Annotated in this window: 17 protein-coding genes; 6 read left to right on the top strand and 11 right to left on the bottom strand. The window is 64.0% G+C overall.

Going from position 1 to position 14,296, the window contains the following annotated elements; translation table 11 throughout:
• The first annotated feature begins 105 nt into the window (after positions 1–105).
• On the top strand, positions 106–738 hold the full coding sequence (gene grpE / locus M2281_RS06545) for a nucleotide exchange factor GrpE (RefSeq protein ID WP_280820269.1): 633 nt from the start codon (positions 106–108) through the stop codon (positions 736–738).
• Positions 739–963: 225 nt separating this feature from the next.
• Positions 964–1,596, top strand: coding sequence for a trimeric intracellular cation channel family protein (locus M2281_RS06540; RefSeq protein ID WP_280820268.1), 633 nt, complete (start codon positions 964–966; stop codon positions 1,594–1,596).
• A gap of 11 nt (positions 1,597–1,607) precedes the next feature.
• Here the strand turns inward: M2281_RS06540 and M2281_RS06535 are convergent, their stop codons facing one another.
• The 7 genes from M2281_RS06535 to M2281_RS06505 form a co-directional block, all read right to left on the bottom strand.
• Positions 1,608–1,967 carry an MmcQ/YjbR family DNA-binding protein gene (locus M2281_RS06535; protein WP_280820267.1) on the bottom strand — a complete coding sequence of 120 codons (360 nt, stop codon included), beginning with the start codon at positions 1,965–1,967 and terminating at the stop codon, positions 1,608–1,610.
• Positions 1,968–1,972: 5 nt separating this feature from the next.
• Positions 1,973–2,815 (bottom strand): GNAT family N-acetyltransferase, encoded by an 843-nt coding sequence (locus tag M2281_RS06530; RefSeq protein WP_280821138.1) that lies wholly within the window; start codon positions 2,813–2,815, stop codon positions 1,973–1,975.
• Between the two features lie 228 nt (positions 2,816–3,043).
• Positions 3,044–5,308, bottom strand: a complete 2,265-nt coding sequence (locus tag M2281_RS06525) for a PAS domain-containing hybrid sensor histidine kinase/response regulator (RefSeq protein WP_280820266.1) — start codon at positions 5,306–5,308, stop codon at positions 3,044–3,046.
• Positions 5,309–5,394: 86 nt separating this feature from the next.
• Positions 5,395–6,384, bottom strand: a complete 990-nt coding sequence (locus tag M2281_RS06520) for an MDR family oxidoreductase (RefSeq protein ID WP_280820265.1) — start codon at positions 6,382–6,384, stop codon at positions 5,395–5,397.
• A 65-nt stretch (positions 6,385–6,449) separates the two neighbouring features.
• Positions 6,450–6,944: a signal peptidase II gene (gene lspA, locus M2281_RS06515; protein ID WP_280820264.1), complete on the bottom strand. Its 495-nt coding sequence runs from the start codon at positions 6,942–6,944 to the stop codon at positions 6,450–6,452.
• Positions 6,941–7,789, bottom strand: a complete 849-nt coding sequence (locus M2281_RS06510; protein ID WP_280820263.1) for a TrmH family RNA methyltransferase — start codon at positions 7,787–7,789, stop codon at positions 6,941–6,943. The genes lspA and M2281_RS06510 overlap by 4 nt, the downstream gene beginning before the upstream one ends.
• Positions 7,786–8,853, bottom strand: a complete 1,068-nt coding sequence (locus M2281_RS06505; protein ID WP_280820262.1) for a class I SAM-dependent rRNA methyltransferase — start codon at positions 8,851–8,853, stop codon at positions 7,786–7,788. Before M2281_RS06505 ends, M2281_RS06510 begins: the two co-directional genes overlap by 4 nt.
• Positions 8,854–9,029: 176 nt before the next feature.
• Here M2281_RS06505 and M2281_RS06500 point away from each other — a divergent pair, with 176 nt between their 5' ends.
• Complete coding sequence (locus tag M2281_RS06500) at positions 9,030–9,416, top strand: VOC family protein (protein WP_280820261.1); 387 nt, start codon at positions 9,030–9,032, stop codon at positions 9,414–9,416.
• Positions 9,413–9,919 (top strand): EVE domain-containing protein, encoded by a 507-nt coding sequence (locus M2281_RS06495; protein ID WP_280820260.1) that lies wholly within the window; start codon positions 9,413–9,415, stop codon positions 9,917–9,919. The genes M2281_RS06500 and M2281_RS06495 overlap by 4 nt, the downstream gene beginning before the upstream one ends.
• Here the strand turns inward: M2281_RS06495 and M2281_RS06490 are convergent.
• The 4 genes from M2281_RS06490 to sppA form a co-directional block, all read right to left on the bottom strand.
• Positions 9,849–10,814 carry an ornithine cyclodeaminase family protein gene (locus M2281_RS06490; protein ID WP_280820259.1) on the bottom strand — a complete coding sequence of 322 codons (966 nt, stop codon included), beginning with the start codon at positions 10,812–10,814 and terminating at the stop codon, positions 9,849–9,851. The genes M2281_RS06495 and M2281_RS06490 overlap by 71 nt on opposite strands.
• A gap of 33 nt (positions 10,815–10,847) precedes the next feature.
• A complete protein-coding gene (locus M2281_RS06485; RefSeq protein ID WP_280820258.1) occupies positions 10,848–11,174 on the bottom strand; it encodes a LapA family protein in 327 nt (108 codons plus the stop codon).
• Positions 11,175–11,229: 55 nt separating this feature from the next.
• On the bottom strand, positions 11,230–11,514 hold the full coding sequence (locus M2281_RS06480; RefSeq protein ID WP_280820257.1) for an integration host factor subunit beta: 285 nt from the start codon (positions 11,512–11,514) through the stop codon (positions 11,230–11,232).
• Positions 11,515–11,593: 79 nt separating this feature from the next.
• Positions 11,594–12,547, bottom strand: coding sequence for a signal peptide peptidase SppA (gene sppA / locus M2281_RS06475; RefSeq protein ID WP_280820256.1), 954 nt, complete (start codon positions 12,545–12,547; stop codon positions 11,594–11,596).
• 426 nt (positions 12,548–12,973) lie between these two features.
• Between sppA and lptC the strand changes: the two genes are divergently transcribed.
• Both lptC and M2281_RS06465 read left to right on the top strand, forming a co-directional pair.
• Positions 12,974–13,696 carry an LPS export ABC transporter periplasmic protein LptC gene (gene lptC, locus M2281_RS06470; RefSeq protein ID WP_280820255.1) on the top strand — a complete coding sequence of 241 codons (723 nt, stop codon included), beginning with the start codon at positions 12,974–12,976 and terminating at the stop codon, positions 13,694–13,696.
• Complete coding sequence (locus M2281_RS06465) at positions 13,683–14,294, top strand: LptA/OstA family protein (RefSeq protein ID WP_280820254.1); 612 nt, start codon at positions 13,683–13,685, stop codon at positions 14,292–14,294. Before lptC ends, M2281_RS06465 begins: the two co-directional genes overlap by 14 nt.
• The last annotated feature ends 2 nt before the right edge of the window (positions 14,295–14,296 follow it).

The raw sequence follows: 14,296 nt of genomic DNA, 5'->3' as shown, positions 1-14,296 counted from the left end.
CACCTGGCCCGGGTCACCTAAGCTTGCCGACCCCTTGATTTTTGGCGGCCGAACCTCGATATCGGGCCCAACTTTTCCAATCTTCAGACAATGACGGGATAAGCGATGAGCGATCAGGAAAAACACGAACGCGCGCCCGAGGAGAACGAGGCCATGGAAGCTGCAGCCGAAGCCAAGGCCGGCAACGAAAGCGACTATGAAGCGCTTGTGCGTTTGATGAAGGAAAACGAAGAGCTCAAGGAGCGTGCCCTGCGCGTTGCCGCGGACATGGAAAACCTGCGCCGTCGCACCGCTCGCGACGTGCAGGATGCGCGGGCCTACTCGGTGGCGAACTTCGCCCGCGACATGCTGGGCGTTTCCGACAATCTGCGCCGCGCCATCGATGCGGTGCCGGCCGACGCGCGCTCTTCCGGCGATTCCGGCCTCTCTTCTCTCCTCGAGGGCGTCGAGATGACCGAGCGTTCGATGCTTTCGGCGCTCGAGCGTCATGGCGTGAAGAAGCTCGAGCCGGAAGGGCAGAAGTTCGACCCGCATTTCCATCAGGCGATGTTCGAGGTTCCCAACCCCAATGTGCCGGCCAACACGGTCGTGCAGGTGGTGCAGCCGGGCTACTCGATCGGCGAGCGCGTGCTGCGCCCGGCCATGGTGGGCGTGTCCAAGGGTGGGCCCAAGCAGAATGCGGCCGATGCGCCGGCCGAACCGGGTCCGATCAACGAGCAGGCCGAGAAGGACGCCTGACAGGCTCCTCCATTCTTCGAGATCGATCCCGGACATTGCGTGAGGCTCCGGGATCGCGCATCTTCGCCGTCAGCGCATAACCCCAAAAATCGGAATCGATTTTTGGACAGGATTATGCGCAGATCCGAAAGTGTTACAGCGTCCTTTGCGCGGCCGATTGGGCGCGCGGCGCTGTAAAGGCGGCGTCGCATCAATAGGTGCCGCCCAGAAGGTCGGGCGGACGCGATGACAATACTCCAGCTTCTCGATTATGCCGGCGTGGCCGTATTTGCGGCCACCGGCGCGCTGGCGGCCTCGCGCAAGCAGCTCGACATCATCGGCTTCCTGTTCCTGGGCAGCATTACTGGGATCGGCGGTGGCACATTCCGCGACCTGATCCTGGGCAAGCCCGTGTTCTGGGTCGGCAATCCGGCCTATGTGCTGGTCTGCGCCTGCATTGCGGTGCTGGTCTTCTTCACCGCCCATCTGGTGGAATCGCGCTACAAGCTCCTGCTCTGGCTGGATGCCGTCGGCCTGTCGGCTTATGCGGCCATGGGCGCGGCGAAGGGGCTGGATGCGTCGGGTTCGCCCACGGTCGCCATCGTCATGGGCATGCTCACCGCCACATTCGGCGGCATTTTGCGCGACCTGCTGGCCGGCGAGCCTTCGGTGCTGCTACGCCCGGAGGTCTATGTCTCGGCGGCGCTGATCGGTGCCAGCGTTTTCACCTTCGCCGATCTTCTTGGGGCTCCCGTGTCGGTTTCTGCGCCGCTGGCATTTGCGGCCGCGTTCCTGGTCAGGGGTGGTGCACTGAAATTCGGGTGGTCGTTTCCAACTTATAGGAGCCGGCCGGGCCGCAGGCCGGAGGATATTCCCTGAGAGCAGGGCGCCTAGAGGGCGTGCCGCGCCTTCCAGGCTTTCACCAGCTTCGCGGGTGCCTGGCGTAGCCAGGCCTGCTCCAGCCTGAGGTGCAGTTCATCGAGCGATACCGCATCCAGACGCACCAGTATTTCCGGCCATCCGAAGTAATGCTCGGTTTCGAAATAGATTTCCGGTGCGGCTTCGAGCAGGATCTGCTTGTCTTCAAGAGAGCAGCTTAGCACTGCCGTTTCGGCGTCCTTGATCCGGCAAAGCAATTTGTTGCCGATCTTCAGTGCCGGTGTCCCGTAGGACACCCCTTCGACCACCTCCGGCAAACCTTCGGCTGCTTTGTGCAGTTTTTCGAAGGCTCGGGAGAGATCGTTGCTCACGCCGTTCAGGCAGCGAACCGCTGCGCCTCGCTGCCGTAGTAGTTGATGTAGCGGCTGCTGATTTCCTTGACCGGCAGCACGACGAAGACGTCCACGGTGCCGAAATCATGGTCGATCACGCAGCCATCGCCGATCCGAGCGCCGATGCGCAGATAGCCCTTGATGAGCGGGGGCATGGCAACGATCGCCGACTTGGCGCTGATCGCCTCCTTCGGCATCAGGTCCATGCTGCTGTAGCGTCCCGGCACGGCCCGGACGTCCCAGGCGCCCTCGGTGCGGCAGTGATGGTGCAGGTAGGAAAGCGCCTCGGCATGCGCCGCCGGCACCGTTCCGTGGAAGGAAGCGCAACCCGCCATCACGTCGACGTCGTGGCGGTTCACATAGGCCCAGATGCCCTGCCAGAGCACCTCAATGGTTCGCTTGGAGCGGTATTCGGCCAGCACGCAGGAGCGGCCCAGTTCCAGGAAGCGGCGGCCGGGATGCCGCGCCACCAGGCTATTCAGCTCGAATTCGTCCTCGGAATAGAAGCCGCCGGCGGCAATCGCGCGCTCCTGGCTCAACAGGCGATAGGTGCCGACGATACGCTTGTGCTCTGGGCCGGGGAGTGCGGTGTCGATCACCAGAAGATGGTCGCAGATCGCATCGAAGCGGTCCGCATCGCGGCGTTCGGGGGCAAGGCTGGTGTCATGCTTGGCGCCGAGTTCGTCATAGAACACGCGGTAGCGGACTTCCTGGGCGGCGGCGATCTCGTCGTCATGGCGCGCCAGGCGCACTTCGAGCGTGCCGATGCGGCCAAGAGGCTCGTTCACGAAGGATTGGGCGGCAAGTGCAGCACCGCTGACATCCACAAATGCGTCTCGCTTCGACAGAACTGTCTGCACGGAAGATTCTCCTTCGAGGCCGTCCACATGCAGCGGAATAGATTGAAAGTACAACAGGATTGTGACTGTACCTCGCCCATTCCGTCCGGGCAATGATTGCCGGCCAACGATGTGGCAGCCGGCTAAGAGCTGTTGAAAAGGTAGGGCTGGCCGCGGCTTTCGCAAGCTGCCCCGCGCGGGAATGTCACGCCGCGGTCAGGCGGAGGCCTGCTCCACGACGGCGCGCACGAGCGCCTCGGGGTCGAGCGGCTTGGTGACGAAGCCGGTGGCACCGTGGGCCAGGACCGCATGGCGGGTCTTTTCCTGGCTGTCGGCCGAAAGCACCATGATCGGCACGGCCATGCTTCCGGTCTCTTCCTCATGCCTGCGAATGGCCGCGATGGCGTCGAGCCCGTCCATCACTGGCATGTGCAGATCCATCAGCACGACGTCATAGCGCGTGGGGCTGATGGCAGCTTCCACGGCAGCCTTGCCGTTGCCGACCACCTCGACCTTGTGTCCGGCCTTGGTGAGGGTCGCCTTGGCGAGCAGCGCGTTGATGTCATTGTCCTCGGCAATCAGGATGGACAGGCTGGGCATCCGATCCCGGGCGATGTCGGCAGGCAGGCGCCATTTCGGCGTGGCCATCGGGGCCGTAGACGAGGCCACCGCCGACAGAAGGATGCGCAGCAGGGTTTCGCCACGCACCGGGCGGGCCAGGAATGTCGAATAGCCGTTGCGGCGGAACTCGCCCAGCATGCCGCGGTCGGTCGGCGCAATCAGCGTGATCGCCTCGCAGCCGGCAAAGCCCGAGCGGCGCAGCCGCTTGAGCGTGCCGCCTTCGGCGTTTTCCAGCGCGGCATCGATCAGCAGCGTGTCGCAGTTTTGGGCCAACGTGGCGGCCTGCGCCACGGTTTCGGCGATCTCCATCGTGCCGCCATGCGCGGCGATGGTGCGAGCGATGGCTTCGGCTTCGACCCTGTTGGTGGAGAGCATCACCGCGTGGCGCCCGGCCAGAACTTGCCCACGCACATTGTCGCCCTGCACGGCCTCGGCGGCGGGGATGGTAAAGGAGAATTCCGAGCCCTTGCCCAGGTCGCTCTTGACGCTGATCTCGCCGCCCATCGACTGGACGATGCGCCTTGAGATCGCAAGGCCGAGACCGGCGCCGCCATGGGTCCGGGTCGAGGTGCCGTCGGCCTGCTCGAACTCTTCGAAAATGCGCTCCAGATCCTTCTCGCGAAGGCCTTCGCCGGTATCGATGATCGAAAAGCGCAGCATGTTCGATCTTTCGCCGGCAGCGCAGGTCACCGTCATCAGCACGCCGCCGGTGTCGGTGAACTTGATCGCGTTGCCGATCAGGTTGAGCAGCACCTGGCGCAGCCGGCCCGGATCGGCGGTGATCATCTGCGGCACGTCGGGCGCGACATGGCAGCCCAGCCCGATGCCCTTGGCGTAGGCGCGCGAAGCCAGCAGCTCCACGACATTGTCGGCGATCTCGCGTGGCGACATCGGCTGCGGCTCCGGCTCGAACCGCCCGGCCTCGATCTTGGAATAGTCGAGCAGGTCCTCGATCAGCGCCAGAAGCGCGCTGGCCGAGGTCGAGACCGCACCCACGTAGGTGCGCTGTTCCGGCGAAAGCTCGGTGTCGGCCAGAAGCTTGGCCATGCCCATGATGCCGTTCATGGGCGTGCGGATTTCATGGCTGACGGCGGCCAGGAAGCGCGACTTGGCCTGACTGGCATGCTCGGCCCGCTCGCGCGCATGGATGAGCGCGTTTTCCGCCCGCTTGCGCGCGGTGATGTCACGGGCAATGGCGCGATGCGAGACGGAGTTGCTTTCCTTGTCGCGCACCGACAGCTCGATCCAGGAGAACCAGCGCGGGCCCCCGGGCGCGCGGATGGCCACGTCGGTGGAACTCAGGCATTCGCCATCGGCAAAGGCGGCATCCGGGACGATGCCCACCTCGACGCCGAGCTCGGAAAGGGTGCGACCGGCCAGCGTGCGCCCGTCCATGCTGACGAGATCGGCGAAGACGCGGTTGACATAGACGATGCGCCCATCGCGGTCGCGATGGACGACGAGATCGCCGAGCGCGTCGATCAGGCCGTGAAAGCGCTCCTCGCTTTCCTGCAACTCCCACATCCGGTCGGCCAAGGTTTCGATCTCGGCGTGGCTGGGAGCGACTGCGTTGCGCGCCGCGCTCACGGCGGCCCTGGCGCCGGCCCGAAAGGCCAACAGCAGGCCGAGCCCGAAGGCTCCTGTCACCAGAAGGCTGAGGCTGATGGCATGCGGAGCGCCCGCCAGCCAGGAGAGGCCGGAAAAGGCCAGGATGGCTATGATCAGCGAATGGAAAAGGTCTGCCGCGGGCGGGTTCGGCAGGGTCGGCGTCACCTCCGGGCGCGGCAACAGATGCGGCCCGGCCGGGAGAAGCGGCTGCTCGGCGCTGTTCGGCTCGACCTTGATGGCTTCCGTTTGCATGCCGCCACCCTAGGGAACAAGCCTTAGGGAAGCTTTTGGCCGATCGCTCGAATTTTATCCGTTGTCCGAGATAGCCGGTCAGACGGCTACATCTCGACGACCACGCGGCCCCTGATCTTGCCTTCGACGATGTCGTGGGCGGCCTGGATGATGTCCTCGAAGCCGATCGAGGTCGAAAGCGCGTCGAGCTTGGCGTGGTCGAGATCGGTGCCGAGCCGCTGCCAGGCTTCCAGCCTGAGCGTCTTGGGCGCCATGACCGAATCGATGCCGAGCAGCGAGACGCCGCGCAGGATGAAGGGCGCCACGGTGGCGGGCAGGTCCATACCCTGGGCAAGACCGCAGGCGGCGATGGCGCCACCATAGGAGGTCATCGAAAGCACATTGGCCAGCGTGTGGCTGCCGACCGAATCGACGCCGCCCGCCCAGCGCTCCTTGTTGAGCGGCTTGGCCGGGCCGGAAAGCTCTTCGCGGGCGATGATTTCGGCAGCGCCGAGATCATGCAGATAACCGCTCTCGGCAGGCCGGCCGGTCGAGGCGATGACGTGGTAGCCGAGCTTGGAGAGCAGCGAGATCGCCACCGAGCCGACGCCGCCGGCCGCGCCGGTCACGATCATCGGGCCGCGATCGGGCGTGATGCCGTGGCGCTCCAGCGCCATCACCGCGAGCATTGCGGTGTAGCCGGCGGTGCCGATTGCCATGGCGGTGCGCGCGCTCATGCCTTCGGGCAGCGGCACCAGCCAGTCGCCCTTCACGCGCGCCTTGCCGGCATAGGCGCCGAGGTGCGTTTCGCCCACGCCCCAGCCGTTGAGGACGACCTTGTCGCCTTCCTTCCAGTCGGGATGCGAGGAGGACAGGACCGTGCCGGCGAAATCGACGCCCGGCACCATGGGGAAGCGCCTGACGACCGGCGACTTGCCGGTGATGGCGAGACCGTCCTTGTAGTTCACCGTGGTGGCGTCGACGGCAACAGTCACATCGCCTTCCATCAGGTCGGTGTCGGAAATCTCGGTCACGGCGACGGACTGCTTCTTGTCCTCGTCGCGGGTGATGAGGATCGCGTTGAAGGTGTCGGACATGAGGCTCCCCGTCGTTTTATCTTATCGTCAATTGTCACCGACTTTGAGGTGGCCGGCAGGCGAAATCAACTGTTCGATGGTGGCACGGCCTTGCCGCGGCGCCAGACAAAGAGCTCGTCGATCAACACCAGCCCGGCACCGACCGAAATGAAGGCGTCGGCCAGGTTGAAGATGGCAAACGACCAGACCGGCGTGTGAAAAAGGATGTAGTCGATCACATAGCCATAGAGCGTGCGGTCGATGAGATTGCCTATCGCCCCCCCGATGATCATCGCAAAGCCGATGCGCGACAGCACCTGCTTGGGCCCCGACCGGAACGCCAGGTAGAGCACGAAGGCCACCACGGCGAGCGAGACCAGGATCAGCCCCTTGTCGCCGAACGACGAGAACATCGAGAAGGCGACGCCGGTGTTGTAGGTGCGATAAAGCGCCAGGAACGGCAGGATATCGACCATGTCGTGCATGAAGAGGTTGGTTTCGACCAGGTATTTCACCCACTGGTCGATGGCGACGACGAGTGCCGCCAACAGGGCATAGGGCCAGAGCGATTTCCAGCTCACGAGCCGCCTCCTGCATCGAGGCTCAGGGCACCGCGCCGGATCTCGTATAGCATGACGCCGGTGGCGACGGCCAGGTTGAGCGAGTCGGCCCGTCCTGCCTGCGGGATGCGCAGCAGGCGATCGCAGCTTTCGGCCAGCGTGTCGGGCAGGCCCTGCTGCTCGTTGCCCATCATGAGCACGACCGGTTTTCCCGAGAAATCGACAGTGCGGTAGTCGACCGAGCCCTTGAGATGCGTGCCGGCGACGAGGCCGGGAAAATGCTTGCGCCAGGCCAGAAACGCCTCGGCCGTGGTTTTAGCCACCGGAACGGCGAATATCGAGCCCATGGTGGCGCGCACCGTCTCCAGCGAGAACGGATCGGTGGTCTCGCCCACCAGGATCACGCCCTTGGCGCCCACCGCATCGACGGTGCGGATGACGGTGCCGAGATTGCCGGGGTCGCGCACGCGGTCGAGCGCAACCCACACGTCGCCACCCTTCGGCCGAACATCCTTGAGCGGCGTGTAGCGCTGCGCGAACACGCCGACGACCATCTGCGGATTGTCGCGACGGGTGATCGAGGTCAGCACTTTTTCGGAGACTTCGAGCACCGTGCCACCGGCCGCCACCGTGCGGGCGGCCACCTTCTCGATGGTCGCGTTGCCGAGGCCTGCCTTGGCGAAGATCAGCGTCTTGATCGACCAGCCGAGATCGAGCGCGTCGATCACCAGCTTCAGCCCCTCGGCCATGAAGGCGTTCTGCTGGTCGCGGAATTTCTTCAGCGCCAGCGCCTTGATGTCCTTGACCAGTGGATTGGCCAGGCTGGTGACTTCCTTGACCCGTCCGGGTGCGCGTTGCTCGCTCATTTTGCCAGCCATCGTGAGAAGAGGGATGTGGAAAGCGCCCGGCCGGCGGACTTTTCGCGGATGATGAGTTCGCCCGATTCCACCACTCCGCCCATGCCGGCGAAGGTATCGCGCATCAGCGCGTGGATGGCGAAGAAGGAGGAACGGATGGAATAGGCCGTCAGCACCACCGCGAGCGGCTTGGGCGTCAGGATCGAGCGGCAGATGTCGGTCAGTGCCGGCAGGTCCTCGAACAACTGCCACACCTCGCCCTTCGGCCCGCGCCCATAGGCGGGCGGATCGAACAGAATGATGTCATAGGCATTGCCGCGCCGTTCCTCGCGCTCGGCGAACTTCATCGCGTCCTCGCAGATCCAGCGGATCGGCTTGTCGGTGAGGCGGGCGATCTCCTGGTTCTCGCGCGCCCAGCCGATGGCCTTCTTGGAGGCGTCGACATGGGTCACTTCCGCACCGGCGCGGGCGGCGACCAGCGAGGCAAGGCCAGTATAGCCGAACAGGTTCAGCACCTTCACCGGGCGTTTTGCGTCGTGGATCAGTCCGGCCATGTGGTCCCAGTGGGAAGCCTGCTCGGGAAACACGCCGACATGGCGGAAGGAGGTGAAGCGGCCGAGATAGTCGATGCCGTCATGGCGCATCGGCCAGGTCTCGCCGAGTGGCGTCTTGGGAAAACGCCAGCGGCCCATGCCTTCCTCGTCGGTGTCGCCGGTGAAGACGGCATCGACATTGTTCCATTCCTTGGCCGGCAGTGCGCGCTGCCAGATCGCCTGACCCTCGGGACGCACGATGCGATAGGGGCCGTATTGCTCCAGCTTTTCGCCGCTGCCGCTGTCAAGCAGCGCATAGTCGTCGTTTGGCGCGACCTCGAGGATGACCGGCAAGCGTTCAGCGGGCAGAGCGCCTTCGCGGCGTACGAGCTTGCGGGGAGGGGTTTGGGGCTCGGGCGTCGATTCGGCCTTCGCAACGGGGCGCGGCTCTTCGCGCGGGCGTGCGGGCGTCGACACATTGCTGCCCTTGCGAGGGGGCTGAGGCCGGCTGTCGCGGCGTTTTTCACGCGGGTTTTTCAAGAAGTGACGTCTCCAGGCGGTTCAGCCGCTTTTGACACAGGCCCCGGCGCTCCGCAACCGGACGGGAGGTCGCTCGTTGGGAGGAACCCTCTGCTCATCTAGAGCGATCTCTCCTGACAGGATCTGGCAAAGCGGCATCGTATTGTTCGGGTGTTGAAATATTCGGAGACTTGAAAATGCCCACCCCCAATTTCGCTATTCTCTATGTCGACCAGCCGCAAGCGAGCGGTGCGTTCTACAGCGCGCTGCTTGGCCGGGAGCCGGTGGAATCGTCCCCGACCTTCGTGCTGTTCGTGCTGGAGAACGGCTTCAAGCTTGGCCTCTGGTCGCGCCACACGGTCGAGCCGGCTGCGGCTGCCGCGGGCGGCGGCGCTGAGCTTGTCCTGGCGCTCGAAAGCCCCGAAGCGGTCGACGCGGCCCATGCCGACTGGTCCGGACGCGGCTTGAAGATCCTTCAGGCGCCGACGGAAATGGATTTCGGCCGCACCTTCGTTGCGCTCGACCCCGACAATCATCGCCTGCGGGTCTACTGCCTGGCGGAAGACATGATCGCGCAGCCATGAAAGCCTGCTGGCTCGCGGTCGCGTCAGCCGATCACGTCCAGCGCGGGAAGGCCGATAGCTTCATGCAGGTCTGCCATGGCAAGGCAGGCCCGCTCCGGCGCATCGGCGCGGGTGACGGCATCGTCTATTACTCGCCATCGAACGCATTCGGCGGCCGGGACGGCCTGAAATCCTTCACCGCATTGGGTCGGGTTCGGTCGGGCGATCCTTATCAGGTCGATATGGGTGGCGGCTTTCGCCCGTTCCGCCGCGACGTCGATTGGGACGCGGCAGCGCAAACGTCGATAGGCCTGTTGTTCGACCGACTGGAATTGACCGCGGACCGCCGCAACTGGGGTTATCAGCTCCGCTTCGGGCTTCTTCAGCTTAGCCTCCGCGATTTCTGCGTCATCGCGGAGGCGATGAATGCCGATATGGTCGCGGCTCCCCGATCTATCGCTTCAGCGCCTCGTACACCGAAATCCCCGCAGCAAGATCTTCCAGCGCAGCTCCAACTGATTTGAACAGCGTGATTTCGTTGGCACTTCCGCGGCCGGGTTTTTGGCCGCGGGCCAGTTCGTGCAGGTCGGCAACGATGTCCTCGTGTCTGAGGATGCCCGAAGCCAGCGGCTGGACGATGTCGCCCGCCTCCTTCAGCGCGCCCGCACGGGTGTCGACATAGACGCGGGCGCGGCGGACCGCGTCGTCGTCGCTTTCGCGCATTTCGGGCGTGAAGGCGCCGACGAGGTCAAGATGGGCGCCGGGCTTGAGCAGCGCGCCCTTGACCAGCGGCGTGGTCGAAATGGTGGCGCATGAGACGATGTCGGCTTCCGCGACCGCCGCGTCGAGATCGTGCACAGCGCTCGCGTCGAAGCCGTCGGCGCCAAGCTCAGCCGCGACCGTCTCGGCATTGGCAGGCGTGCGATTCCAGATGCTGATCTTTTTGATCGGCCGCACCGCGGCGTGTGCCCGCGCCAGGAACGGCGCCAGCGCGCCCGCACCAACGACCAGGAGCTGCGAAGCATCCTCGCGGGCCAAATAGCTGGCGGCGAGCGCCGAAGCACAGGCCGTACGCCACTGGGTCAGGCGCTGGCCGTCGATCAGCGCCTGCGGCTCGCCTGTCGTGCCGTCGAGCAACAGATAGAGGCCCATCACCGCCGGCTTGCCGATGGCGTTGTTGTCGGGCGAAACCGTCACGATCTTCACGCCGATATGGCCCCTGCCACTTGCTCCGCCGGCGTTGAAATCGGTCCAGGCCGGCATCAGGAGCAGGGTGGACGCGGCACCCGTCGGTCGCTCGACCGTGTGATGGTGGCGCACCGGCTGGATGGCGCCGTCGTGAAATGCCTTGCGCAGCGTCTCGACAAGGCCGGGAAAGCTCAGGGCCTGATCAACCTCGGCCGCCGAAATCATCTGCATGCTGCACCTTGTCGGGGAAAGTGGGATGTCCGCTCAGGGCTTGCCGGCGGGAAGGTTGCTCTTGCTGCCGGCCGGGCGGGACGAGCCTTCGCTCAGGATCTGCAGTTCCTGTCCGCGCACCCGCGCCAGCTTGCGGTAGTAGCCCTGCCTGAACCAGGTGACGATGCCGCCGACAATCACGCCCAGCGCCAGCGCCACGAACAGCAGGACGAACAGCGGCAGCTCGATCGTCAGCGCCGGATTGCCGGGATTGAACGGATCGAGCGTGAAGGCCGCCGGCGCGCGGTTCGCGACCGCGAGCGCAATCAGGATGACGGCGAGCGGCACGAGGACCACGATGAGCAGGATGCGGTTGAGCATGTTCATTTCCAATGCGGATCGGCGCGGCAGCAAGCCACGCCGGTCTGGCAATATTTTACTCGGCGGAGTTCAGCCTCTCGCGAAGTTCCTTGCCGGTCTTGAAGAAGGGCACCCACTTTTCCTCGACCTCGACCGAATCGCCGGTGCGCGGGTTGCGACCTGTCCGTGCGGGGCGGTTCTTCACCGAGAAGGCGCCGAAGCCGCGAAGCTCCACGCGATTGCCTTCGGCCAGCGCATCGGTGATTTCGTCGAAGATCGCGTTGACGATGTTTTCCACGTCCCTGAGGAAAAGGTGCGGATTGCGAGAGGCAATGATCTGAACGAGTTCGGATTTGATCATGGGCGCGGTCCCCGCCAAATGGTTTGTTGAAAGAGTATGCGGATGATTTTATTCGGTTTTAAGTCGATATGCCGGGCTTTCAAGGGTGCCAGAGCGACACGAGACCGTCAAGGAACAAGCGCTCGGCGCCGAACTTGCGGATGATGTCGTCGCTGTAGTCGGGCAAACCCAGCGCCTTGCCGATAATGCTGCCCGCCGAGCTGTCGAAGTACGAGCTGACGCCTCTGCCGCGCGGTTTCCACTCGATGACCCTGAGCTTTTCGTCGACGCCCTTCGAGCCAAGCCAGGCAATGGCTTCCTTCTCGCCGCCCACTTCGTCGATCAGCTTCTTTTCCAGCGCCTGGCGCCCGGTGAAGATGGAGCCGTCGGCCAGCGCCACAACTTCCGTATGGGTCAACGGTCGCCGGCTTTCGACCAGGCCGATGAACCAGTCGTAGCTGTCGAGGATCATCGAACGGATCATGGCGCGCGCCGCGTCCGAGGTCGGCTTGAACGGCGAAGGTTCCGCCTTGAGCGGCGAGGACTTGATCTCCTCAAGCTTGATGCCGAGCTTGTCCATCAGGCCGCTGACGTCAGGATACTGCACCAAAACGCCGATCGAGCCGACGATCGAGGTTTTGCGCGCGACGACGTGGTCGGACGCTATGGCGATCATGTAGCCGGCAGAGGCGGCCAGGGTGCCGACTTCGGCAACCACAGGCTTTTCCGCCGCGACCTGCCGCACGGCGTCGAATATGGCTTCGCCGCCCACGGTGGTGCCGCCGGGCGAGTCGATCGACAGGATCACGCCCTTGACCGCCGGGGATTTGCGGATCCGTTCCAGGCGCTGGAGCAGATCCTCGTCTTCGGTGATCATGCCTGTGATCGAAACCTTGGCGATATGGTTGGAGCCGATGCCCACTTCGTCGCCGAAGAACCAGTTGGCCGCGGCGGCGATGCCGATGGCGGCAATCAGTATGGCCAGGACGCGCCAGAAGGTTAGTTTGCGCCGCAGACGGCGGCGGTCGATCATGTCGTCTGCTCTCGTTACCATTCTGGCCTCACGGTCCTGGAATTGCCGGTTCTAGAGACTGTCACGGGTTTTCTCTAGTCCAACGCATGGGCAAGGGCTACCGCTTTCATGCCGCCGTGTTGCCATGGGAGACAGGCCGGTTGGCCGAAAGGGCTGACTTTTACTGAAAAGTAACCATATTGGCGTGTAAGTCGAGGGTACCGGGTACATTCCCGTACGGGACAGATCGTCGCCGTCTGCGCGACGAATTGCATTGCGGGACTTGTATTCGTCTTGGTTTGACCAACATCTCGGGTGGCAGCAAGCCCGGTCTTCGGGTGCTGCCAACGGCAAATTTAAGACTGACGCCACAATTTCGTGGCTTTCAATAGTTTGATGCTTCCCGCGCGGAGGTGGGATCTATTCGCAAGATCCGGCACTTGAGGCCGGCAGATAGAAGGCAACAAGTTGGCGCGACCGACCGAAACGACCAGCGACGACACTGCGTTTGCGTCTGCAAGCGCGGCGATTGCAACGAGTGCGCGCGAGCGTTCGGCGTTCGAGCGCGCGCAGCGGCACTCGACCCGCGTCCGTCTGCTCAAGGGTGCGCTGCCAGTGCTCGCCGTGCTGATGGCGGTGGCCTTCGTCGTCTATTCCTATGTCGTCACGCCGGCCGCTGTGGCGCTGACCACGGACGGCTCGGCCTATTCCGACGGCAAGCTGGTCATGGCCAATCCCAAGCTCGAAGGGTTCACCAAGGACAGCCGCCCCTACCAGATGAAGGCGTCGCGTGCCATCCAGGATCCGAAGAACGAAGCCATCGTTCAGCTCGAGGGCATTGCCGCCAAGCTGCCGATCAGTGCCGACAATTGGGCGGTGATCGACACGTCGCAGGGCGTCTACAACCGCGAGAGCAACACGCTGGACATCCCCGCCGAAATCGTCATCACTACGGCCGACGGCTCGGTGGCCAAGCTGAAGTCCGCCTTCCTGGATATTGCCAAAGGCGGCATGAAGACCGACGATCCGATCGATATTCAGGCAAAAGGGACCAAGATTACCTCGGATTCGATGTCGATCCTTGAAAATGGTAAGGTTTTGGTATTCGAGAAGCGAGTACGGATGAACATTGATCCTACTCGGCTGAAGGCCGAACAGAATGCGAGCGGAGGGCAGAATGTGGTTCAGTAAGACGCGGCTGCCGCTTGGTGCGGCCTTGGGCGTGGCGCTCGTCGCCGCTGCGTCCGTGCAGGCGAATGCGCAGGACAAGGCGTCGGCGGACAAGAGCCTGCAGGGCCGCCTGCAGGGGCTGAGCCTGTCGGGCAAGGACCCGATCCAGATCGAGAGCGACAAGCTTGAGGTTCGTGAGTCGGACAATGTCGCTATCTTCAGCGGCAACGTCACCGTCGTGCAGGGCCCGACCATGCTCAAGGCGGGCAAGATGACGGTCTACTACGTCAAGGGCGGCGGCGGATCGGCTGCAACCGGTTCGGCCAACATCGACCGCCTCGAGGTGGACGACAAGGTCTACGTCAAGTCGAACACGCAGGTCGCCACGGGCGATCGCGGCACCTTCGACATGAAGACGGAAATGCTGGTCCTGACCGGCAAGGAAGTTGTCCTTTCGGAAGGCAACAATGTGCTGGTCGGCTGCAAGCTGACCGTTGAGATGAAGTCCGGCCAGGCCCAGGTCGATGGCTGCAAGAAGGGTGAATCCGGAAATGGCCGCGTGATGATGTCGATCACGCCTGGCTCGGCTCCGGGAGCGGCTGGCCAGAAACAGCAGTAATT

Source organism: Pseudaminobacter soli (ex Li et al. 2025), assembly GCF_029892515.1.
GTDB lineage: Bacteria > Pseudomonadota > Alphaproteobacteria > Rhizobiales > Rhizobiaceae > Pseudaminobacter > Pseudaminobacter soli_A.
This window is presented reverse-complemented; position numbering and strand designations above follow the sequence as displayed.

What these genes read in the sequence shown, in the direction of transcription:
- M2281_RS06490 (WP_280820259.1), bottom strand. Translation starts at nt 10,814, where the DNA reads ATGCAGATGATTTCGGCGGCCGAGGTTGATCAGGCCCTGAGCTTTCCC.
- M2281_RS06510 (WP_280820263.1), bottom strand. Translation starts at nt 7,789, where the DNA reads ATGAGCGAGCAACGCGCACCCGGACGGGTCAAGGAAGTCACCAGCCTG.
- sppA (WP_280820256.1), bottom strand. Translation starts at nt 12,547, where the DNA reads ATGGTAACGAGAGCAGACGACATGATCGACCGCCGCCGTCTGCGGCGC.
- M2281_RS06525 (WP_280820266.1), bottom strand. Translation starts at nt 5,308, where the DNA reads ATGCAAACGGAAGCCATCAAGGTCGAGCCGAACAGCGCCGAGCAGCCG.
- M2281_RS06495 (WP_280820260.1), top strand. Translation starts at nt 9,413, where the DNA reads ATGAAAGCCTGCTGGCTCGCGGTCGCGTCAGCCGATCACGTCCAGCGC.
- M2281_RS06520 (WP_280820265.1), bottom strand. Translation starts at nt 6,384, where the DNA reads ATGTCCGACACCTTCAACGCGATCCTCATCACCCGCGACGAGGACAAG.
- M2281_RS06465 (WP_280820254.1), top strand. Translation starts at nt 13,683, where the DNA reads ATGTGGTTCAGTAAGACGCGGCTGCCGCTTGGTGCGGCCTTGGGCGTG.
- grpE (WP_280820269.1), top strand. Translation starts at nt 106, where the DNA reads ATGAGCGATCAGGAAAAACACGAACGCGCGCCCGAGGAGAACGAGGCC.
- M2281_RS06500 (WP_280820261.1), top strand. Translation starts at nt 9,030, where the DNA reads ATGCCCACCCCCAATTTCGCTATTCTCTATGTCGACCAGCCGCAAGCG.
- M2281_RS06480 (WP_280820257.1), bottom strand. Translation starts at nt 11,514, where the DNA reads ATGATCAAATCCGAACTCGTTCAGATCATTGCCTCTCGCAATCCGCAC.
- M2281_RS06540 (WP_280820268.1), top strand. Translation starts at nt 964, where the DNA reads ATGACAATACTCCAGCTTCTCGATTATGCCGGCGTGGCCGTATTTGCG.
- M2281_RS06485 (WP_280820258.1), bottom strand. Translation starts at nt 11,174, where the DNA reads ATGCTCAACCGCATCCTGCTCATCGTGGTCCTCGTGCCGCTCGCCGTC.